The sequence below is a fragment of the Phaeobacter sp. S60 genome (genome assembly GCF_000826845.1).
GTDB lineage: Bacteria > Pseudomonadota > Alphaproteobacteria > Rhodobacterales > Rhodobacteraceae > Phaeobacter > Phaeobacter piscinae.
In genome coordinates this window covers 1-19,635 of sequence record NZ_JSWJ01000013.1, presented here as the reverse complement: position 1 = coordinate 19,635, position 19,635 = coordinate 1, and the positions used below count along the sequence as shown (strand labels likewise).

At 56.1% G+C, this 19,635-nt stretch carries 21 protein-coding genes and 2 pseudogenes; 11 read left to right on the top strand and 12 right to left on the bottom strand.

Annotated elements, in window-relative coordinates:
• Positions 1–5: 5 nt before the first annotated feature.
• The 8 genes from OO25_RS22985 to OO25_RS13745 form a co-directional block, all read right to left on the bottom strand.
• Positions 6–200 (bottom strand): hypothetical protein, encoded by a 195-nt coding sequence (locus OO25_RS22985; RefSeq protein ID WP_040170672.1) that lies wholly within the window; start codon positions 198–200, stop codon positions 6–8.
• Positions 197–574 (bottom strand): hypothetical protein, encoded by a 378-nt coding sequence (locus OO25_RS13780; protein ID WP_040170673.1) that lies wholly within the window; start codon positions 572–574, stop codon positions 197–199. The genes OO25_RS22985 and OO25_RS13780 overlap by 4 nt, the downstream gene beginning before the upstream one ends.
• Positions 574–1,449, bottom strand: coding sequence for a hypothetical protein (locus OO25_RS13775; protein WP_040170675.1), 876 nt, complete (start codon positions 1,447–1,449; stop codon positions 574–576). Before OO25_RS13775 ends, OO25_RS13780 begins: the two co-directional genes overlap by 1 nt.
• Positions 1,443–2,189: an AAA family ATPase gene (locus tag OO25_RS13770; protein WP_052463855.1), complete on the bottom strand. Its 747-nt coding sequence runs from the start codon at positions 2,187–2,189 to the stop codon at positions 1,443–1,445. The genes OO25_RS13775 and OO25_RS13770 overlap by 7 nt, the downstream gene beginning before the upstream one ends.
• Before the next feature lie 57 nt (positions 2,190–2,246).
• Entirely contained in the window at positions 2,247–4,385 is a 2,139-nt protein-coding gene (locus OO25_RS13765) for a transposase domain-containing protein (protein ID WP_040170677.1), read from the bottom strand.
• Entirely contained in the window at positions 4,382–5,353 is a 972-nt protein-coding gene (locus OO25_RS13760) for a ParB/RepB/Spo0J family partition protein (protein ID WP_052463856.1), read from the bottom strand. Before OO25_RS13760 ends, OO25_RS13765 begins: the two co-directional genes overlap by 4 nt.
• Entirely contained in the window at positions 5,353–5,658 is a 306-nt protein-coding gene (locus OO25_RS13755; protein ID WP_040170679.1) for a hypothetical protein, read from the bottom strand. The genes OO25_RS13760 and OO25_RS13755 overlap by 1 nt, the downstream gene beginning before the upstream one ends.
• A 250-nt stretch (positions 5,659–5,908) precedes the next feature.
• On the bottom strand, positions 5,909–6,277 hold the full coding sequence (locus OO25_RS13745) for a hypothetical protein (RefSeq protein WP_040170682.1): 369 nt from the start codon (positions 6,275–6,277) through the stop codon (positions 5,909–5,911).
• Between the two features lie 88 nt (positions 6,278–6,365).
• Between OO25_RS13745 and OO25_RS13740 the strand changes: the two genes are divergently transcribed.
• The 5 genes from OO25_RS13740 to OO25_RS22810 all read left to right on the top strand — a co-directional run bounded on the left by OO25_RS13740 (position 6,366) and on the right by OO25_RS22810 (position 10,511).
• Positions 6,366–6,782, top strand: coding sequence for a helix-turn-helix domain-containing protein (locus OO25_RS13740; protein WP_369422703.1), 417 nt, complete (start codon positions 6,366–6,368; stop codon positions 6,780–6,782).
• 181 nt (positions 6,783–6,963) lie between these two features.
• Positions 6,964–7,614, top strand: coding sequence for an autoinducer binding domain-containing protein (locus tag OO25_RS13735; protein ID WP_255352598.1), 651 nt, complete (start codon positions 6,964–6,966; stop codon positions 7,612–7,614).
• A 61-nt stretch (positions 7,615–7,675) separates the two neighbouring features.
• The gene (locus tag OO25_RS13730; RefSeq protein WP_040170683.1) at positions 7,676–8,383 is read left to right on the top strand and encodes an acyl-homoserine-lactone synthase; all 708 of its coding nucleotides are present in this window, start codon (positions 7,676–7,678) and stop codon (positions 8,381–8,383) included.
• A gap of 419 nt (positions 8,384–8,802) precedes the next feature.
• Positions 8,803–9,846, top strand: a complete 1,044-nt coding sequence (locus tag OO25_RS13725) for a DUF262 domain-containing protein (protein ID WP_040170686.1) — start codon at positions 8,803–8,805, stop codon at positions 9,844–9,846.
• On the top strand, positions 9,843–10,511 hold the full coding sequence (locus OO25_RS22810) for an MAE_28990/MAE_18760 family HEPN-like nuclease (RefSeq protein WP_131551011.1): 669 nt from the start codon (positions 9,843–9,845) through the stop codon (positions 10,509–10,511). The genes OO25_RS13725 and OO25_RS22810 overlap by 4 nt, the downstream gene beginning before the upstream one ends.
• 1,378 nt (positions 10,512–11,889) lie before the next feature.
• Here the strand turns inward: OO25_RS22810 and OO25_RS23450 are convergent.
• Both OO25_RS23450 and OO25_RS13710 read right to left on the bottom strand, forming a co-directional pair.
• A complete protein-coding gene (locus tag OO25_RS23450) occupies positions 11,890–12,147 on the bottom strand; it encodes a histidine phosphatase family protein (RefSeq protein ID WP_369808868.1) in 258 nt (85 codons plus the stop codon).
• 59 nt (positions 12,148–12,206) lie between these two features.
• A complete protein-coding gene (locus OO25_RS13710) occupies positions 12,207–13,094 on the bottom strand; it encodes a LysR substrate-binding domain-containing protein (RefSeq protein ID WP_040170688.1) in 888 nt (295 codons plus the stop codon).
• 98 nt (positions 13,095–13,192) lie between these two features.
• Here OO25_RS13710 and OO25_RS13705 point away from each other — a divergent pair, with 98 nt between their 5' ends.
• From OO25_RS13705 to OO25_RS13695, 3 genes and pseudogenes are all read left to right on the top strand, one after another.
• The gene (locus OO25_RS13705; protein ID WP_040180774.1) at positions 13,193–13,897 is read left to right on the top strand and encodes an SDR family oxidoreductase; all 705 of its coding nucleotides are present in this window, start codon (positions 13,193–13,195) and stop codon (positions 13,895–13,897) included.
• A gap of 73 nt (positions 13,898–13,970) precedes the next feature.
• Entirely contained in the window at positions 13,971–14,084 is a 114-nt protein-coding gene (locus OO25_RS23445; protein ID WP_369808867.1) for a DUF6552 family protein, read from the top strand.
• A pseudogene (locus tag OO25_RS13695) lies at positions 14,065–14,265 on the top strand (glycine/betaine ABC transporter); the annotation flags it as partial. The gene OO25_RS23445 and the pseudogene OO25_RS13695, both read left to right, overlap by 20 nt.
• Before the next feature lie 308 nt (positions 14,266–14,573).
• Here OO25_RS13695 and OO25_RS13690 read toward each other — a convergent pair.
• Both OO25_RS13690 and OO25_RS13685 read right to left on the bottom strand, forming a co-directional pair.
• Positions 14,574–15,002, bottom strand: coding sequence for a hypothetical protein (locus OO25_RS13690; RefSeq protein WP_040180755.1), 429 nt, complete (start codon positions 15,000–15,002; stop codon positions 14,574–14,576).
• Positions 15,003–15,060: 58 nt separating this feature from the next.
• Entirely contained in the window at positions 15,061–15,492 is a 432-nt protein-coding gene (locus OO25_RS13685) for a MarR family winged helix-turn-helix transcriptional regulator (RefSeq protein WP_052465676.1), read from the bottom strand.
• A 238-nt stretch (positions 15,493–15,730) separates the two neighbouring features.
• Between OO25_RS13685 and OO25_RS23265 the strand changes: the two are divergent.
• From OO25_RS23265 to OO25_RS13675, 3 genes and pseudogenes are all read left to right on the top strand, one after another.
• Positions 15,731–16,095 (top strand): annotated as a pseudogene (locus OO25_RS23265) (IS5/IS1182 family transposase); the annotation flags it as partial.
• Between the two features lie 424 nt (positions 16,096–16,519).
• Positions 16,520–19,336, top strand: a complete 2,817-nt coding sequence (locus tag OO25_RS13680) for a glutamine-synthetase adenylyltransferase (RefSeq protein WP_040180753.1) — start codon at positions 16,520–16,522, stop codon at positions 19,334–19,336.
• A complete protein-coding gene (locus OO25_RS13675; protein ID WP_040180751.1) occupies positions 19,326–19,616 on the top strand; it encodes a hypothetical protein in 291 nt (96 codons plus the stop codon). The genes OO25_RS13680 and OO25_RS13675 overlap by 11 nt, the downstream gene beginning before the upstream one ends.
• The last annotated feature ends 19 nt before the right edge of the window (positions 19,617–19,635 follow it).

Below are 19,635 nucleotides of genomic sequence, written 5' to 3'. Positions count from 1 at the left end.
TCGGGCTATGCGCCCTCTGGGTCCAGCACGTCAGCCAGGCTGCGCAGCACGATACCTGCGTGAACCGGATCCTTGATCATGATGGCGTCTGCGAGCACGTCGGCGGTGCCGATGGGAACGTGCGCGCCTGATACGAGGTCATTCACTGCTGCGCGCACCTTCTCAGGTTTCGGGCGGCAAAAAGGGTGCGGAGTGATCATGTTTCACCTTCTGATTTTGTAAATTTCGGGCAGGCGCGACAGGCGCGGGTCATGCGGACACGAAATGGGTTGGAATGGGACCAGGTCTCAGCGCGGCGGCGATGGTCGAGGCAAGCTGCACTCGCAATTTCCACCTGTAAGGCCGGGCATTGCACCGGTGCGTTCATGAAGACATCACGCACCGTAGATTCAATGCGGACCATATTTCCGGCATAGCGGTTGCGGATTGCTTGGCTGACGACGGTGGCACTCACGCCGAGCTGCTTTGCGACCACGTTTTGCGAAGTGCGGTCGCATTCGGCGATCAGGACGGCGACCCACTCGGGTAGGGCCTCGCCCCAACCATCTTGGGCAAGGATCAGGCGGTCGCTCATCACAGACGCCCTCCGGGTGCGTAGACGATCTTTTCGTCGTTACTGTCCACGACCACCGTCATGCTCCGTTTTACAGGGGGTAGGGGACCGCTATCTTTGATGAGCCGCAGGGGCGTTTCCTCGCCCAGACCGCGATTGTTGGCGGCGGCGCGCAGGTATCCAGCCAGCCGCAGGGTGCGGCAATAGGCCAGAATGCCTTTCTTCGATACATCAGGCCGGGCCGGTACAAGGGCCGCATATAGGTCGATGGGGCGAAAGCGCTTTTGCCGACGAATAGCCGTCCACATGATGCCTTCCAGGCTGTCGCGCTTGCTCTTGGAGCTGTCACGAACCTCACTTGGCAGCTTGGTTGTATAGAAGGTTTCCCCGTTGCCGCGCCCGAATACCCGGACGGCTTGAGCTTGCTTAAGACGCTGGAAGAACCGCGTTCTGATAGTCTCTGATGCGCAGACGTTTTTCAGATCCTTGGCAGTGAAATAGGCAAGGTCGTTGATATACTTCCAGATCTGCTTTTCTTCTGGCGAACGCGGCTCAGCACTCGGTAGCTCCAAATTGCGCGCGTCGTTTTCATTCATTGACGCGATCAACGATGCAAGACGGGCTTTGGACCGTTCTGTATCCCGTTCATGCTGGTTGCCATTGGCTTCAAACTGCCGGGCTTCTTCGGGATCGAAGACAGTATAGCAGGTGGCGTACCCGTCCTTGCCGCATTCGCGCACCACACCTTGGCGCTGGAGCGCGCGCAGGTAGTTTTGACGGGTCCACTCGCTGGCACCGCAGTAAGTTGCGACCTCTGCATGGGTGAAACGCAGGCGGGTGCTGATGTAATCAAGGATTTCCTGTTCAGCGCTGTTGTTGGCCAGTGCGTTCACCATTTCAGCCCCCGACGCGGAGCTGGGGCCTCGTTGGCCATGAACTCAATACCGCCCCATTCATCGGCTCCCATGGATTTCAGGCCAAGCTTGATAGCCTCTTCTTTGACCTGGGCAATGTTCACCACCATCAGTCGCGGGTTGCCGGTGTTGCGTTCGATGATAGACCCCAGCAGATCGTCGCGGATCTCAACGCCTGCCGCGTAGATAGTCGCCAGCAGGCGGGCGTCTTTCAGGGACGCGGGTTGCGCGGCGACGTAGCTCAACACTCGGCTGTCGATGACCGGGAATTTCTTCAATTTCTGAGGAAAGCTCTCGTTGCCAATCATAACGACCGGCGTGTCAGATCCGTCATGCAAATCACGGATCAGTTCAATGACACCGCGATTGAGCGCGTAGTCGGCTTCGTCGACAACCAATGTACGGCCATTCAACGCCAAAGCTTCGCAGGCTTGCAGGGCCATGTCTGGGATCGTCTTGTGGGCTGACACGCTCAGCTCTCCGAGCAGACGGGACAGAAGTGTTTTCTTGGTCCAGTCCGCCTGCATGGAGATATGGATCACGTCAAATTTAGACGCGCAGTAGATTGCCCCAAAGGTCTTGCCGTAGCCGGGGTGGCTATAGAAAACCGCGAGGCCGGGGACGCCAAAGGCACGATCCTGTAGCTGGTTAACCAGCGTTGCCAGTTTCGCGACATTGGTCAGCGGCTGGATGCTATTGCCAACCTCGATAAGCTGTGACATCGTTTGCTCCTACTCAATATTGACCGTCGCTTCGGGGCCAGCCGGGCGGCGGTTTTCTTATCCGGCGCTGTTGCTGCCGAAATCTCCGAAAATCGCCGAATATGCCTTGTATTCAGCGTGTTCTAAAAACCCCTCCAGCCAACCAGCTTCGGCCGCACCAACAGGTTTCCCCTGCCGCTGTCGCTGAGCGATGTCTTCGGCCTGGCGGAATCGCTCCTCGGGGCTGTTGGCAACCGAGAACCCACTGTTCTGCGGTTCTGGTTTGGCCGGGGTCTTGGCACCCATCTGCAAGATAAGTGCCTCTTGTTCGCGTTCCGCCGCCGGGTCCATGTGATCGCGGAACGTGGTGACCGCAGCGGGCTTGCGGAAAACCGGCTTCACCACCTTGGCCTCCAGATCTGCCAGAACCTCAGACGGTGGCGGAGCCGAGTTGGTCATATCAGCGGCAAGTTGTTCGACCTGGATGGGCCGTTGCAGCTCTGCCAGGGCTTTTTCCGCTTTGACGATCTGGCGGTTGCGGCGGGCTGTTGACCGCGCGCCGTCAAGATCGAAGAAACCAACCTTCTGCTGGCATTCGGCAAAGCCCAAATATTGGCCGTCAAGCGCTGAAAGATGTACGCCGCTGTGCAGGTCTTCGGGATCAAAGCGGATGATCACTTTGCGACCCGCTTCCTGGCTCATCCAATCGCAATGGTAGACATTGCCGTGGAGGGTGAGCTTGCCGCTGTCCTTGTGCAATTTCCCGTCTGCCTGGCCCATCAACCAAAGGTGCCGCTGTTCTTCGGTCGCCTTTATGATCGGCGCGGTCGCATAGCTTTCGGCGAATGTCTCATCAAAGGACCGACCGTTGGCGGTATCGGATCGGCGACCCGTGCGGGCGTTGTGTTCGGCAATACCCTCCGCCAGGACCTCCAGAAACTCAGCGGCCTTGATTGCCCGGCTGCCATAGTTTTCCGGTTTGGCATCGGGTCGGTTGCCGACGTAGGCGCCTGCAAAGCGCACATCCTTGGCCACATCACTGGCCAGATCGCGGAACGCGCGTTCAATGGGTTTCGCCTGACCGTGGGCCGGGGTGGCCCAGTGCATGTCAATGCCAAGCAAGGGTAAAACACCAATCGGATCGTCTTCCCGAACTTTGAAACGGAACCGGGTTGGCGCGCCTGCTGTCATCCATTTGTTGGCAAATTCGCGCCCGTTGTCGAACAGGCATCGTTTTGGAATGCCCCAGTTGTCGACCAATTCACCGAATGCAGCCATCACCATGACTTTGTTCGGGTCGTGGTCCACGCGCCAGGACAGGAATTTGCCGGAGTAGAGGTCTTGAAACGCCACGATTTGGGGGCGGTTGATGGTGCCGTCGGGCCATTCGACAAAGACGTCGATCTTGTGACAATCGGCGTTGACAGCTTCCAGCGCATGGAGGCTCGACCGGTCGCGAATTTGGGCGGGGTAGCAGCGCATTAGGCCATTAACGCCCTCGCGGAGATAGACTTGCGTTGTGCGTGGCACCTCGGCATCTACCCAGCGCTTTGCGGTCTTCTCAATCGGGATGGGCCATCCCGCCTGTTCGGCCTGACGCATGGACATACGGTAGCATTGCGCAAAGGTAGGGCGCTCGGGACGCAGCCAAGCGCTCTTGAGCCAATCCATAAACGGCTGATAGGCGGTGCGATCTGCCTGTTGGGTGCGTTTTTTCGGCGCCTTGGGCGCGACGAATGCAAGCCGGTCCTCTGGTGCCACACCGGCGACAAGGTCGATCCAGTTATAGATCGTCCGGGTACTGGACCCGATTTCTGCGGCGACAGTGTCGACGGCGTGGACATGGCCCGCACCGCTGGTGTGAAGCAATTCAACCTTGGTGATCGCATCTAGGCGGCGCGCGGCCTCGTCTTTGGATTTCTGGGGTAGGGCTGCATAGGAGGCCCAGGCGCTGTTGCGGTCGAGCTTTTTGACCGGGCGGCTGGCGTCATGCTTGATCAGTTTAGCACGTGCGGCCAGCGGCAGCACCGACCAATGATAGAGTAAACCACCACCGCGACCGACCTTGCGTTTGATCGCACCGGGCACGTCCCGCCAGCCTTCACGGTCGGCTTTTGCAGTCACCCCCCGTGCAGTGCCAGGAATGCCGGGCAGGCGGGCCGCAGCCAGCTCAGCCACAGACCACCATTCCTGTTTGGGCGAGACGGGCGTTGTCATACCTGTGCCTCGCCTTTGGCGTCTTCGATCAATTCAGAGAGAACGTCGCCATACTGCGCGACAAACTGGCGGCGCGCTTCTTTGCTGGCGCGGATGAACGCATCAGCCAGCTTTGAAAACTGCTGTTCAACAGGCGTTCTAAGGGCGGCACCGGGCGCTTTTTTACGGTCCAAAACCTCTTTAGCGGATTTGGCTGTCCCATCGCCCAGGGCGGCGCAGATAGCAGCTCGGTCGGCTTGTTCTCCACATTTTGCAATATGCTCTAGGTCTTTGAATTGGACCTTTTGCGGGGCGTCCCGGAGCTGGGCGATTTCACTAAGTGAGAGCTTTTCGCCGACACTGATCAGGCGAAAAATCTGACGTTCACCCTTACCGAACACCTCAGCGGCGTTGGCGGCGAATGATCGTACTGACATTTTGTCAGTATGATCAGACAGGCGGGCTTGCCTCGCTTTGTGTGCTCTGGTCGCTTCGGGGTTTTCGCGCTCGTATAGCTCTTTGTGTGCGGCCAGAAACACGGCCATATCCAGCGGCGTCAAAGGTGCGCCGGCCACATTTGCGTCCACCTCAATACGGATCGCTTGATCGTTGGTGCACTCGCTGACTTTAACCGGCACCTCGGCCAATCCTGCTTCTTTTGCGGCAGTTAGGCGGTGCAGGCCGTCCAGCAGGCGATAGCCGTCTTTGACACGGCGGACCAAGAGCGGTTGCAGGATGCTGCCAACCTCTTGAATAGAGGACACAATGCTTGCAACCGCTGTTTCAGAGGCGGTGCGCAACCGTTCCTCTACCTGAATATCATCTAGGGGCAGGGTTTGGATTTGTTGCCAGACGGGTGGGGTCATTGGGGATGCTCCATCGTAACTGAAAGTTGAATTTTTGGGCCTGTCGTTCTGTGCGACATGGCAGATGAGGTTGCGGCGCTTCACCTGGGCTGCATGGCCTGCGTGGGTCAGCGCGCCGGGCATCAGGGACGCCCGCTGGTTTCGAGTTTCAGAAGGTCAGCGAGGCACTCCAAGGAACCGCGACCATTTAGGTGGGCGACAAGATCGGCGACGCGTTCTTGGGCCGCGCCAACCGCCTCAGCGGCGCTATCCACGGCGTCGGCCAAAGTACCGCAATCACGGCTTCCAAGGGTTCGGGCCTCTTGATGGGCCGTAATCGCTTGTTGCAGTGCTGACCGGCATCGCGCGTAGTTGGCGGCGTGTTTTGTCAGCTCACCCGCAAGCCGGTGCGGGGGGAATTGGATCAATTCAAAGTCAATCGCGCTCATTGCAAAAGGCTCCAAAGTAGGGGGGCGACGGGCAGGACGAAGACGCATACGGCACCGACAAGGTCGCCCCAAAAGTCGAACGGGGTGGGGAAGTAGTGTTTGAAACCGTCGCGCAACCTTCGCCGCACGGCTGCTGGGTCGCGCAGAAAAGCCCCCAGCGGCGCATCCCCATGGCCGCTGGGGTAGTTACCCGACTTAGCGACGAGGACATTGTCGCCGTAGGCTATCGGGGAAAGAACCTCAGGCGCTCTCATGTCGGCGCACCTGCGCTCTCGGCGCTTAGCGTAATGTCGTTTGCCGTGAGTTGCTTACGGGGGCGATTTGGACTGTGCAGTGCATCAATGTAACAATCTTTGCCTTGCAGGTGAGGAACAACATCTTCCTCAGGTCCATCGACCTCATAGCCCAAGGTGTAGAGCACCAGTCGTATGGTCAGGGTTGAAGGCGTACCTTGCTGCTCGGCAAGCTTGCGTAGCCACTTACCTGTCACACCGCATGAGCGGCCCAGCTCGGCATAAGAGAGTTTTCCCAACCCTCGGTTTGCGGCTGTAAACTCTCTGTTCAAGAGTTTGGCAAACTGTCGCCCGCTCATCTGTGAAATAATCGTGTTCGGCGTCATCGCATCCTCCTGTAGTTCGACACGATAGAACTAAAATTCTATCAACTCAACACACGAAGTCGATTATATAGAAGTATAGGGCGATTTAATGTGGCCAGACGCACTCCTAGGGATTTATATTCCCGATTGCGGGAACTATAATTCCCTGTATGATGCAATCATGGTTGGACCGATTGATAGAAGCCAAGCGGTGAGTGGTGCCGACACTGAGATGTGGCGCAAACGCCTAAGACAGGCGTTGGATGACCGTGGCTTGGACTACGGAGAGGTCTCAGTAGCAGCGGGTAATAACGACGAGTACGTCAGCAAGATCCTGAATGGTCGCTTCAATCCAACGGTGGCAAGAATTCTGAGAATCTGCGAAGTCGCAAATATAGAGATGGCCTATCTTTTTTCAGATAGCCCCTCCGCTGGAGAGCGCGAGGTTATATCAAAGTCGAGTGACCTTACTGAGAGTGATGCCGACTTAGTCAGTCGGTTGGTCGCAAGTTCCCGATCTCTCTGACAGAGCGGTTTCTATCGCGTCTCTAAACGCCTGTATTCCTTTTCCTGGCTTGGCCGCATTCTGCTCGGCTACGCGCTTAAGAATGAGTTCGAGGGTGCGAGCCGTTATTCCGTTGCTGTTCATTGTCTCGCCCGGTTCAGAAAAGTATTACTTGTGATAATACCGTAATGCGGTATTAAGTATGGTCATTACATATATAGCGTGTGTGTCCAATATGATTAATGATATAATGAGGGTGCATTTGCGTACCCTGGAAGAGATTTCGGACAAAGGCTTCTCGCTCGGTGTTGGCTTCGACGGCGCAGAACCTGTGTTCATGAAGTCTACTTACTCAAGGGAGTGGATCGATCACTATCTAGTGCAACGATATTTCGACCTAGACCCCACCATCCACTTTGGGAAATCTGCAACCGGCTTCACAACTTGGGACGATCTGAGACGACATTACCCAACTTCCAACAAGTTTTTCGATGATGCGGCTCGTTTCGGCTTAGATTGCGGTAATACACTGTCCATCCACGTTGATGGTCAGGTCTCCATATTAAGTTGTTCAGGGTCGAAATGGGGAGATACGGAGCGTCGATTGGCGAAAGCGGCGCTCTATTCGATCCATGCCGTCCACCATCGTGAGTCCTGCCGGTATACGATCAAAGAGAAGTCAAAAGATGTTATCAGACTGATGTGTACAGGATACCAGGACCGGGAAATTGCAGAGAGGCTAGGGGTCAAGCTTGAGACAGTTCGGCAACGAAGGCAAACTGCGATGCAGGCGGTCGAAGCGACATCCACCGCTCAGCTTATATCACTTGTGATAAAATATGGCTTGATTTAGCGCTTATCGATTCACAAGATTGTCGACCGGATGAACATGGCGTTTTTATTAGGAGAACGCCATGAAGCTACATGTTTTTTCATTTGCACAGAGATTGAGTTATTCAGGGGTTCTAGAGGGTTTTTATGCCCTTAGGAAGCGCAAGCTGGTTGACGAGCTGGGTTGGGCGTTAGCGCACGACGGCGTGCTGGAGAGCGACCAGTATGACAGGCCGGGTGCTGTGTACTCTATTGTCACCAATGACGATTCTGTTGTCGCCGGTGCGCGGGCTTTGTCCTGTGGTGCAGCCTATGGCCATTGGACCTACATGTTGAAAGATGCAGCCGATGGGAAGCTGGAGGGTATTCCTGACGGGTTGATGGACGTTTACCCGACGGATCACTCCGCGTGGGAATGTACGCGCTTTGTCACCGATGACAGGTTGGCGGAAAATTCTCCATATAGCGTCGAAGCTAAGTTGGTTGTGGCTGGTTTGTGTCGGGGCACACATTGGCTCGGGGCTACCAGTCTACTGTCACTTTCGCCCCGAGCACTTGGCGTACTACTGAGAAGGTTTGGATATAGGGTTCAAAGGCAGGCGAACCGCTACTTGTGCGAAGATGATCAGCGTGAATACTGGGCATTTGTGATGGGCTGCGATCCGGCGGTGAATGAAAAGCTATTCCTCGCGTATGCTACGCCAACAGCGCTAGCCAATTCATCGGGGCGGCATAATTCGAGCGTACAGCCTGTGACTCGTTGTCACCAGGAGCGAGCCGATGTGGTCTAGGTTGCGGCGAAAACTGCTCTTAGGTTCGGCGAAGCTGTCGCTGATCGAAAACTTGATATAATGGCGCTTATTGTGAGGGGTAAGTGAAAGGCAGTCGCCAGCCCAAAGCGGCCCCATGCCTGGCGACCAGCCTGGCGGGCCAGCACATGCAGGTCGGGCGGGTAGCGGTCTTTCGCTGCAGGTGCAAAAATGACACCGTTCCCTCTTAGCTCCGGGGTTAACGGTGCGGGTCTGGTACCAAAGTACTTGGCTAAATTTTCACAAGCCTTGTAAGCCTTGTAAGCCTTGTAAGCCTTGTAAGCCTTGTAAGCCTTGTAAGCCTTGGTCAAAACCAGAGTTTAAGACGGGTCTCAAACGATAGCTTCAAATTGTGCATCACATGACTTATCTTGCCTCGTAACATCATCCGGGAAGCAATCATGAAGTACGCTGCAGCACTATCTGAAATCCAAACGGAGCGGCGCACGGTCGGGTTCGATACCTACGACATAACGATCAAGCAATTGGTCGATATGGTCGAGGAAAGGGCAATCCACATCTCGCCTGACTATCAAAGGAAATTTGTTTGGGATGCAGCTCGACAATCACAACTGATTGAATCCATATATTTAGGTATCCCAGTCCCAAATCTTTTCATGGCAACAAATCAAGATGCCACATGGGATGTCATCGACGGGCTGCAAAGGATAACTACAATACTTCGATTTGTATCGCCGAGGCTTTCGTCAATTGATGGCGAAGCCGTGCCAGCACTAAAGCTCAAAGGCTTAGAAAAAACGCCTTCGTTGAATGGCGCAACTTTCGAAGAATTGCCTAGTAATCTGAAATTGAGCTTCATGACACGCCCTATGAGGATCACTGTCTTGAATGACAACAGTGACTTTCAAGTACGTTTTGATCTTTTTGAAAGACTCAACACAGGCGGGATAGTCCTCCATGAACAAGAAATTCGAAATTGTGTATTCCAAGGACCTTTCAATGATTTTCTAAAAGACTGCGCTATGAGCGTGGAATTCACTTCGGTTATCAAACGCTCTGACAAGACGGGGCGTGGCAACGTTGAAGAATTGGCTCTCAAGTTTTTCGCTTACCTTGAGGATAGAGAGTCTTTTAAACACTCCGTGAAGGACTTCTTGAACGACTACATGGAAAAAAAATCTACGAAGTTCGATAACAAGCACGAGCTACAACTGATCTTTGATCAAACTTTTTCTCAAATTCATACGGCGTTACCGCAAGGCATCGTGAGATCAAATAGACCAAACTCAACTCCACTAGTGTTGTTTGAGGCCATAACCGTCGGGGTAGCTGATATGCTGCGCTCTGGGCTGCAATTAGACGCTGCGAAGCTTAACGACCTATTGGATGACGATCAATTAAAACTACTTACTACGGGAGCAACAAACAGTCCGCCAAAGCTGCATGCAAGAATAGATTTTGTTAGTGAGAATGCGCATCAATGAGCTTTGCTATTGCTGAGGCAGAAACAAGAGAACGCTTCGGTGAGTCTAGAATACTACTTGCAGAACTGAGGCGGGGCGCGCCGCCGCCGCTCCAACCAGTGACACAGCTACAAAAAGCTCAACGCGGTCTCTGGCTAGTGTCGTTATATGCAGCGGTGGAGAGATCCGTAAACGCATCCGTAGAGGCTGCACTTAATGAGATTTCAGCCGAAGGAATAAAGAGCGCGGACACGGTTTCTTCTCTTCATAGCATTTTTCACTTCCCCAAGGTTCAATCATTACACTCGTGCGGACGAAATTCTATTTTTGAAAAATCAATTGCTCTTCTTAGTGCATCAGCTGGCGATGAAATCCTCCGAACCACCGACAATCCACTGGCTCCAAGTCTCCAAAATGTAGATAGTAAGACTATGCTGTGGGTTCTTGGTTTATTTGGTGCTTCGGCTATGAGTGCTTCTCCTGCAGCACTAGGACGAACAAATACTCTTCGAGAAAGACGTAACGCAGTTGCTCATGGCAGAGAAAGTGCGGCCAACGTTGGAGAGCGATATACAATTACAGAACTTGAAAACATGTATAATGCCGGTGACGAAGTTGTTACCGCTTTTTCATCAGCACTCAAAGACCATTGCACTACTAAGAGCTACCTTCGCACCACAGCTTAAGGCAAACTGCGCTACAGCGATGGTAAGCTCGGTGAAGGTCTGGAAAGGGCCGGGAACCATGGCGCGCTTGGGGGCAGATGTGTGCGCCCCGCTGCGTCACCGCTTGACGGCATCGAAGCCATTGCGGACTGTCAACACGAAGGATTTCAGTGGCAAGCGCCGGGGTCGTTGATCGGCCTCCAGGCTTCGCCTATCCTTCCGGGTGTTGACTTCGGGGTGCAGAGTGGAAAACAGCGATAGCATAGCAGACAACGGTGTCACTCTGTTCGAGTCTCTCATGGCCAATGGTTGGGAGCGGTTCCATTTCGGGTATCAAGGTCCATTCCCCCCGTATCTACGCGTAGGGCTTGGCATCACCTTAGACGGCCTAGTGCCGCAGTTTCAGTCATTCATCCGCGACCGGTTTGTTCTGCCGCGAACCAAGGTAGCGATGACGGAGCATCTTCGGAGTTTCCGCGAAATCAAGTTTACCGAAGAAGCATGCGAAGACGCCTTCGGCAGGGATTGGGTTCAGAACACCGGCTTTCCGGCCGACAGGTGGCTACAGCTTCGCCAATTCTCTGTCCAAGAGCGCCTCGTGTGGGATCCAATCGATCATAGAATCATAAACGTTCCGTTGGAGCTGCTGTCGATGGCAGGACAGATCCTCTTAAGACGATGAAAGCATAAAGCTAGGCACGAGCCTGCAGTAAATGTTCGCACTGGGCCGTTTAGGCTAATTGGCAACACTGGATTAGCCTTACTTTGCAAAGTCGGCTCTCTGCGCAGTACTGACGTTGGGGCTACAAAACTGCGCTTGCGAAGAATTTCGGCGAAGTGTGCAAGTAGGTCAGAATCAGTTCCAAGTTAAGGGCTGTGGATAAGACAGCTGTGTTTGATCATCTATTTGATTTTATGTAGCTAATCCCGTTCTAGGAACTGACCCTTCCGATGGTGCGCTAGTTCCAAGTTCGGTGGACCACATGGCGGTTAGAAACTTAACATAAGTGCGCTTATTGGGATCTTGCGGCGCTGCTGTGGTGGTGCCGTTTTGGCTGGGGCTATGCCCTCACAGCCTTACAATGAAGGCCGACAGGGCAGGTGGGCGCTGCTGTGCGCTACGCTGGGAAGCATAGAGGCAGGTAGCCCCGGATAATTTGAAACTTGAACTGTCTCAGTTTTCGACATCGGCCCCAAAGTCGCCCGATTTTCAAGTTGTGCAAGACAAGCGCCATTTTGGCCCGAGCCTTTAAAACCCTCTTGAAAGCCCAATTTTTTAGGCTTCATCCGCGTTTGTCCGGCTTCCCCCGGCCTCTTCCGGTTACTGCAATATAAATTGTCTCCTAACAGTGGGTGCCGTGACATCCGGCGTCTCCCCTGCCAGCCAAGGATCAAATATTTAGAGGCTTTCCTCCGCTTGTCCTTCGAAAACACCCAAACGACACTCCTTTAGCTCATTAACAAGCGTAAGGGGCAGCCCAGTCAGTCTGGACACAATTTCGCTGGTCTCCTTCGCCTGCGCCAGCAGGCTGCACACGATGCCAGACACATGGTTTAACATCGCGGACGTTGTCGCAACCGCAACACCTTGGCGCTTGCTTCCCGCGGCTTCCACCTTGTCAGATTTTGTCAACGCGGGCCAAACCGCCAAGCTCATACCTAACGCACTCGCCTGCATCAAAAAATCTTAGACTTATCTGAATGACCGCTCTTGGTTTAAGACAGGCAGGAAACGTCCGCCGAGCGCTCCGTCAGCCATGTCATGACAGTGACCACCGTCTCATTGTTCTTAGCGGTTCGTGGCATGAGAACATAGAAGTCATTTCCGCCTGCCTCCCAGGCCGGGCCAACCTCCACCAGACGTCCAACCTTGAGGTCTTGAGCCACCAGGAAACGGCTTACCAAGGCCACTCCTTGCCCGGCAATGGCCGCATCGACCGCAAGAGACGTTTGGCTCAGGCGTAGGTGGCGAGGCGACTGGTCCTGATTGCCCAAATGCGCAAGGTAGTTTGGCCATTGGTCATGGGCGTCATGGATCTTCGGCTGTTTGGCAAGGGATGCTGGATCAAGAGGAGTATCACCCTTGTCCCCAAACGTTGGCGCGGCAACTGCGATCAGTGATTGTCTGAACAAAAGCGTTACGTTCAATGACGCGCCAAACGGCGGCGATCCCTGGCGCACTGCAAGGTCTATTCCGTCGCTGTGGAAGCTGGAAATTCTTTCGGTCGCCATGATCCGCAAATCTATATCCGGATGTGCTGCGGTAAAATCCGGTAGATTGGGGATCAGCCATTTTGCAGCAAAAGTCGGTGTGACGCTGATGAGAACTTTGTTTGGCTCTGGTTTCAATTCGGCAGTTGCAGCTCGAAGGTCTGAGAACACTCCGGCAATTCGGTTGTGAAAGCTGCGTCCGACCGATGTGAACGCTAGACCCTTCGGCACCCGTTCAAACAACACCACACCTAGATGCGCTTCGAGCTGGCGCACCTGTTGCGCAACGGCCCCTTGCGTAACGCCCAATTCATCTGCGGCAGAGCGGAAACTGAGGCGGCGGCCTGCTGCATCGAATGCACGCAGACTGTTGAGTGGGGGAAGGTCGGTCATTCTACAGTAGTATTTCTACTGCTCTTCAACATCAATTCTGAATCGAAATTTCTCACGGAAAGCGTCATTTATGAATCAAACAGTAGGAGATGCTCAAAATGACAGTAGAAAAAGTAGCTCTAATCACAGCAGGCGGCAGCGGTATGGGTGCGGATGCAGCGCGCAAACTGGCAGAAGATGGATTCAAAGTTGGCATCTTGTCTTCGTCTGGCAAGGGTGAGGCGCTTGGCGACGAACTCGGCGGGTTTGGTGTGACCGGCTCCAATCTTGATGCACAAGCGCTGAACGCTTTGGTAGAGGGGGCGCAGGAGCGATGGGGCCGTATAGATGTCTTGGTGAACTCTGCTGGCCACGGGCCCAAAGGACCAGTTCTAGAAATCAGCGACGACGACTGGCATCAAGGGATGGAAGTCTACCTCATGAACGTCATCCGTCCGGCACGGCTTGTCACCCCCTTGATGCAGGCGCAGGGCGGTGGGGCAATCATCAACATCTCAACCTTCGCGGCATTCGAACCCGACCCTCTTTTTCCCACGTCGGGCGTCTTTCGCGCCGGGCTTGCCGCTTTCACAAAACTCTATTCGGACAATTATGCGTCAGAGAATATTCGCATAAACAACGTTCTTCCGGGTTTCATAGACAGCCTGCCCGAAACCGAAGACCGTAAAGCGCGTATTCCCATGGGACGCTACGGTTTCGCGTCAGAGGTGTCTTCTCTTATTTCCTGGCTGGCCTCGGAAGACGGTAGCTACATGACAGGTCAAAACTTGCGTATCGACGGAGGGTTGACCCGTGCGGTCTGATGCCTTGGCCCTTGTTTTGCCGCGTGAGCGCCTTGTCTTTGGGGGCAAGTGGGGCGCATCGGCCGGTCAGTTCATGGGATATACCGCGACGGGGTTTGGCTGGACTCCTTGGAACCTTTACCTGGTTCTCGTCGGTATCGTGGGATGGCTCGCCGTCGGCACGCAGAACAATCATGGCCGGCGTTAACCAGACCATTCTTCTGTCATTGGCAATGGTGGTCGTGGCGTCGCTGATCGGCGCCAAGGGGCTGGGCGAGGACGTGCTGGAAGCGCTGCAGTATTCGGCGGCGGGGCAGGGCATCCTGGCAGGTCTGGCGATCCTGTTCTGCGCCCTTATCCTTGACCGGATTGTTGCCGGCAGGCGGTGAAGCGAATGACGCCGCATCCTGGCTTCTCCTGACGCGGCGGCGCTGGAGATGATGCAGTCGCGGAGACATACGTGCTGCATGCGCAGGCCGCAAAGAAGCTCAAATCCCAGCCACTGACCACATAGCAGATCACAAGAAGGTCGTGCCGGCCAACCGAGCGTACATCGGTGCAGGCAGCGACCTTTGCCAACTCTGCAAATAGACGAGACCTGTTGCAGATTCTTGCTGCGATGTCGCCCGCAGGAGTTGATGTTCGCCGCAAGCGCAGGATGGGTGTTTGGTCGACTGGCAGCAGCGCGGTGCAAAAACTAATTCGCTGAGGTGGCGCCAGTGTTCGCTTGAATATCCTCTCCTTTGAAGGCGAATTTCATGAAATCTTCTTTCATCATATGTGCTTTCATCGCGGGCAGGCCAATCGCCTTCAGGCCGATGATCGCAGCATATACCATGGTTGCAGTTGCAAGTGCATCGAGGATCCAGCCGATCGGGATTGCAGTGACACTCAGATAACCTGGCAGCGAGGCGAGGTCGGGGATGGTCCAAAACCCAGTCAAACCGTGCAGCACCAGCGCGATCCAGAAGCCGGCACAATAGGGGCAGTGCCATTGCTCGTATAAAGAACTCAATGGGCGCGGTAATGCGGCTATGAAAGTGTTAAACCATGTTCCCCATTCCGGAAGCTTTTCCCAGATCAGAATGTGAATAGCCGTTGCCATGAGTGCAAGTTCGAACGTCATGTCGTGTCTCCGTTATTTCAATTAGTAAGGCTGACTTACGTTATTGGTTAAATGGGTGTCATCCCGATTTCCCTAGCTGATCAATTGCGATTTTGAGGGCTTCGATGTCATACTCGGACAGTCCTGCAACCAATGCCTGCGCTGCGGCCTCGTAGATTTCTTCCCCAGACGACAACAGCGTCTGTCCCTGTTCGGTCAACATAATGTGTTGGGCGCGGGCGTCGTACTGACACGGGAACCGCACGACCAACCCGCGTTCTTCAAGCTTCAAGACCATTGCGCTGGCGGAGGCTTTTCTAACACCCATCTCATCGACAACATCTTGAAGATGTTGTCCGTGATTGTCCTTGTCAGTCTTCCTGGCTTCCTGATCTTGTATGGCGCGAAGATACTCATACTCGCTGTGGGTCATCCCCAAGTGCCCGCCAGCTTTTGCCCACTGTCTGTGGCCTTGTCTGTGGGCCAGTTCAATCAGTCTTGCCAGTTTCATAAAATACGCCCTGTATGGTCAGTCACACTAACTAACCTATGTGCGCGTGTTGTCAAGACGGTTTCCGAGACTTTGCGATCAAAGGCACCAGGGCAGAAGCGCCATACAATCCAAAAGAATTAGAACCGTAAGGATGCAGGCCGAGAGTCGGTCCGAGACCATAGCCAGTAAAAGCTAACCGAGTGCCCAAGTTGAGGATCGTCTAGGGCGTTTGACACCGCTTCTCTCGACACGCTGGCCGATAAATCTCGTTGTGACGGCGGGCACGTCAGTGAGCATATCGGCGCGCGGGCATTGTGAGTTAGTTTGCCGAACGCCGATTGGGTGCTTGGCGACAGAGGCTAATATGCCAATTGGGTCAGAGAAGCGTAAGAGAAAAAGAGGATATGCGCGTGCATCCCTGATCGGAAGCAACGCAAGACGACCGTAAACTGGGACATGCGTCGAAACAAAACGTATTACCGGGTTGCGATAGTGTCGGGTCGGCTGAAGGATTGGCGGCACGTAACCACCCGATGCGACCTATACCCAAAGGTCTTTCTCTGCGCGATCGCTTTCACGGCTCGCGTCATTTACTGGCTAAGAGTCCTGAGCCTGGCATAGGCGCTGGGCACCGGAGTTGACGGTTTAGAGCGCGTCGATCCTTCTGCGGTCTGGCCACGGATCACTGCGTGCAGGGAACCCACTTCTGCTTTGATCAAACGAGTGTGTGGCGAAAAGTGTAGGGGAGAGGGCACACGGCAGCGTTTTCCCGTCAGACGACGTGAAATATACCTAACAGGTGCTACAGGCCGGCGCCGTCTGGTTCTGGGCGTCCACGTGTCGCTGATCACCGTATCATTCGTCACTACAAAACTGTCTGACAGGCCCCCGGGAACATGAGCGCAGCCGCGGAGTCAGAATTAGCTTGTTGTTAATCAGAGGGCCATTCCGGCACCCCTTACCCACGTCATCTTGTGTGATATGGCAGCGTGTTGGTGTGGTTTCGTCGATTGACGGCGACTGCATCTGATCGCAGTGTCACCACATGGGACAGTCGATTGAAATTCAGCGCCTTCCGAGGGCATTTGATGCAGATCTGGGAGAGGATGCGCTGGCACTTGTGCCCGCACTTCAGGGCGATCAGGCCGGTCTGGTGGCCGGAGCTGCTGGATCCAGCCCCTATCTGAAAGAACTGATCAGCCGCGAAGCGAACTGGCTGGCGCCCGCACTGGCGGATCCGCAGGCTGCTCTTGCCGGGATCTTCGCAGATGTCCGGACCTTGGCGCCGGATCAGCTGAAACCGGGGCTGCGGCGGGCCAAGCGTCAACTGGCGCTGTTGAGCGGTCTATGTGATCTTGCCGGGGCCTGGGACCTTATGCAGGTGACCACGGCGTTGACGCAGTTTGCAGAGCTTTGTGCGGATGTCGCCATCAAGGCCGAAGTCGCGGCGCTGATCCGCCGGAAGAAATTGCCGGGGCTGACCGAAGCGGACGTCGAAACCGCCGGCGGGCTGACTCTCTTGGCGATGGGAAAGATGGGCGCCTATGAGCTGAACTACAGCTCGGACATCGACATGATCTGTCTCTTTGATGAAACGCGGTTTGATCCTGATGATTTTTATGAGGCGCGTCAGGGCATGGTTCGGGCCACGCGTAATATGTGCACAGTACTGAGTGAGCGCACCGCTGATGGCTATGTCTTCCGCACCGATCTGCGGCTGCGGCCCGACCCATCGGTGACGCCGGTCGCCATGGCGATGGAGGCGGCAGAGCGCTACTATGAAAGCCTAGGCCGCACTTGGGAACGGGCCGCCTATATCAAGGCGCGCCCCTGCGCCGGTGATCTGCAAGCGGGTGCGGATTTCTTGCAGACGCTGCGCCCCTTCGTCTGGCGGCGGCATCTCGATTTTGCGGCCATTCAGGACGCCCATGATATGCGCCTGCGGATCCGTGAGAACAAAGGCACCGGCGGCCCGCTGACAGTGCCCGGCCATGATATGAAGCTGGGGCGGGGCGGAATTCGCGAGATTGAGTTTTTCACCCAGACCCGGCAGCTGATCGCGGGGGGGCGTGATGAAAGCCTGCGCCCGCGCGGCACGCTGGATGGGTTGCGCGCTTTGGCGGCCAAGGATTGGGTGCCACAGGATGTCTGCGACCAGCTCGGCGCGCATTATATCGCCCATCGCGAGGTGGAGCACCGGATCCAGATGGTGCATGACGCCCAGACCCACCGGATGCCACAGTCCGAGGATGGCATCGCCCGAATTGCCTGCCTGATGGACCGTGACCCAGCTGCGCTGCTGGCGGAGACCAAGGCGCGGTTGCAGGAGGTGCATGAGTTGACGGAGGGGTTCTTTGCACCGGATGCACCGCCGGAGGCCGCGCCTGACATCCTGCCGGACGCGCTGGATGGGGATATCCTTGCCCGCTGGCCCACCTATCCGGCGCTGCGCTCAGCGCGGGGGGCGCAGATCTTTGAACGGCTGAAGCCAGAACTGCTGGCGCGGCTGTCGCGCACCGCCCAACCGGCCGAGGCGCTGGTGGCGCTGGACGGGTTTCTGGCAGGCCTGCCCGCAGGGGTGCAGCTGTTTTCGCTGTTTGAGGCCAATCCGCAGCTGATTGATCTGCTGATTGATATTGTCGGCACCTCCGGCACGCTGGCGAGCTATCTGTCGCGCAATTCCAGCGTATTTGATGCCGTGATTGGTGGATCTTTCTTTGACGACTGGCCCGGGCGGGACGCGCTGTCACAGTTGCTGGCGGCGGTGCTCGCACAGGAAGAAGATTATGAGACGCAGCTGGACGCGACCCGGCGCTGGTGCAAGGAATGGCATTTCCGCATCGGTGTGCATCACCTGCGCGGGTTGATTGATGCCGCAACAGCCGGTGCGCAATACGCCGAATTGGCAGAGGTTGTGATCGCTGGGCTGGCACCGGTGGTGGTGCAGCAGTTTGCCCAGAAACACGGCCCCCCGCCGGGGCGCGGTGCGGCGGTTCTGGGAATGGGATCGCTGGGTGCGGGGCGGATCAATGCGCTGTCGGATCTGGATGTTATCGTGATCTATGATCCCGGTGATGAAGAGGCCTCAGACGGGCCACGACCGCTGGCCACACGGCCCTATTATGCGCGGCTGACGCAGGCGCTGATCACCGCCCTGACGGCCCGCATGTCGCAGGGCCAGCTTTATGAGGTGGACATGCGGCTGCGCCCCTCGGGCACGCAGGGGCCGGTGGCGACCAGTCTGGAAAGCTTCTGCCAGTACCAACGCAATGATGCTTGGGTCTGGGAGCATCTGGCCCTGACCCGCGCACGCGTGGTGGCTGCGGCGCCGTCGCCGTCCGCCGACGGTCTGGCAGAGGATATCAGCGCGTTTCGTCGGTCATTTCTGGCCGCCCCGCGTCGCCGCGAAACGGTTCTTCCTGATGTCGCCAGCATGCGGGCGCGGCTCGCCGCTGCCAAGGCACCAAGCGGCCCCTGGGACGCCAAGACCGGCGCCGGGCGGATGATGGACATCGAGTTGATCGCTCAGGCAGGGGTCTTGCTCAGCGCGGCAACCGGACAGGATGTGGCCGCGGGTCTGGAGGGCGCTGTCGCCTGTGGCTGGCTGGATGCCGCAGATGCAGCTGAATTGCAGCGCGGCTATGATCTATTCTGGGCCGTGCAGACCGCAGCGCGTCTGGTTTCGGGCAAGGCCATTGATGCGCAGACCCTGGGAGAGGGCGGCGCATTGTTCCTCTGCCGCAGCACGGGCTATGCGGATCTTGCGGCATTGGAAGCGGATTTGACGGCGCGCTATGCGCGCTGCGGTGACATCATTGCCGCCGCATTGGAGAGAGAAGGGGCCACTGGCCATGACGACTGAGGCGACACCACAACTACCGCTTGCCCAGCTCGATCCCAAGGGGCTGATCCGGGAGAGTTTTTGCATCGATGGCATTCAGAGTGGGGAATGCCGCAGCATTTTTCTGGACTGGGCGCTGAGCCTGCCCGACGGGGTTGATAGCCGTCAGGCCATGTCGACCCTGCTTGAGCAGGTGGCCGCAGATCACCCGGATCATCCGATGACGGCGGTGCTGCAGGAGGGGCTGGAGAGCGCCGCCAAACCCCGCAGGCGCGGCGGCTGGCGGTCGCGCGCGCGGTGACCGGCCGCGCGCCGCGCAG

Excerpts from the sequence above, each read along its gene's own strand:
- OO25_RS22985 (WP_040170672.1), bottom strand. The coding sequence starts at position 200 with ATGATCACTCCGCACCCTTTTTGCCGCCCGAAACCTGAGAAGGTGCGC.
- OO25_RS13780 (WP_040170673.1), bottom strand. The coding sequence starts at position 574 with ATGAGCGACCGCCTGATCCTTGCCCAAGATGGTTGGGGCGAGGCCCTA.
- OO25_RS13775 (WP_040170675.1), bottom strand. The coding sequence starts at position 1,449 with ATGGTGAACGCACTGGCCAACAACAGCGCTGAACAGGAAATCCTTGAT.
- OO25_RS13770 (WP_052463855.1), bottom strand. The coding sequence starts at position 2,189 with ATGTCACAGCTTATCGAGGTTGGCAATAGCATCCAGCCGCTGACCAAT.
- OO25_RS13765 (WP_040170677.1), bottom strand. The coding sequence starts at position 4,385 with ATGACAACGCCCGTCTCGCCCAAACAGGAATGGTGGTCTGTGGCTGAG.
- OO25_RS13760 (WP_052463856.1), bottom strand. The coding sequence starts at position 5,353 with ATGCCCGGCGCGCTGACCCACGCAGGCCATGCAGCCCAGGTGAAGCGC.
- OO25_RS13755 (WP_040170679.1), bottom strand. The coding sequence starts at position 5,658 with ATGAGCGCGATTGACTTTGAATTGATCCAATTCCCCCCGCACCGGCTT.
- OO25_RS13745 (WP_040170682.1), bottom strand. The coding sequence starts at position 6,277 with ATGACGCCGAACACGATTATTTCACAGATGAGCGGGCGACAGTTTGCC.
- OO25_RS13740 (WP_369422703.1), top strand. The coding sequence starts at position 6,366 with ATGTGGCCAGACGCACTCCTAGGGATTTATATTCCCGATTGCGGGAAC.
- OO25_RS13735 (WP_255352598.1), top strand. The coding sequence starts at position 6,964 with ATGGTCATTACATATATAGCGTGTGTGTCCAATATGATTAATGATATA.
- OO25_RS13730 (WP_040170683.1), top strand. The coding sequence starts at position 7,676 with ATGAAGCTACATGTTTTTTCATTTGCACAGAGATTGAGTTATTCAGGG.
- OO25_RS13725 (WP_040170686.1), top strand. The coding sequence starts at position 8,803 with ATGAAGTACGCTGCAGCACTATCTGAAATCCAAACGGAGCGGCGCACG.
- OO25_RS22810 (WP_131551011.1), top strand. The coding sequence starts at position 9,843 with ATGAGCTTTGCTATTGCTGAGGCAGAAACAAGAGAACGCTTCGGTGAG.
- OO25_RS23450 (WP_369808868.1), bottom strand. The coding sequence starts at position 12,147 with ATGAGCTTGGCGGTTTGGCCCGCGTTGACAAAATCTGACAAGGTGGAA.
- OO25_RS13710 (WP_040170688.1), bottom strand. The coding sequence starts at position 13,094 with ATGACCGACCTTCCCCCACTCAACAGTCTGCGTGCATTCGATGCAGCA.
- OO25_RS13705 (WP_040180774.1), top strand. The coding sequence starts at position 13,193 with ATGACAGTAGAAAAAGTAGCTCTAATCACAGCAGGCGGCAGCGGTATG.
- OO25_RS23445 (WP_369808867.1), top strand. The coding sequence starts at position 13,971 with ATGGGATATACCGCGACGGGGTTTGGCTGGACTCCTTGGAACCTTTAC.
- OO25_RS13690 (WP_040180755.1), bottom strand. The coding sequence starts at position 15,002 with ATGACGTTCGAACTTGCACTCATGGCAACGGCTATTCACATTCTGATC.
- OO25_RS13685 (WP_052465676.1), bottom strand. The coding sequence starts at position 15,492 with ATGAAACTGGCAAGACTGATTGAACTGGCCCACAGACAAGGCCACAGA.
- OO25_RS13680 (WP_040180753.1), top strand. The coding sequence starts at position 16,520 with ATGGGACAGTCGATTGAAATTCAGCGCCTTCCGAGGGCATTTGATGCA.
- OO25_RS13675 (WP_040180751.1), top strand. The coding sequence starts at position 19,326 with ATGACGACTGAGGCGACACCACAACTACCGCTTGCCCAGCTCGATCCC.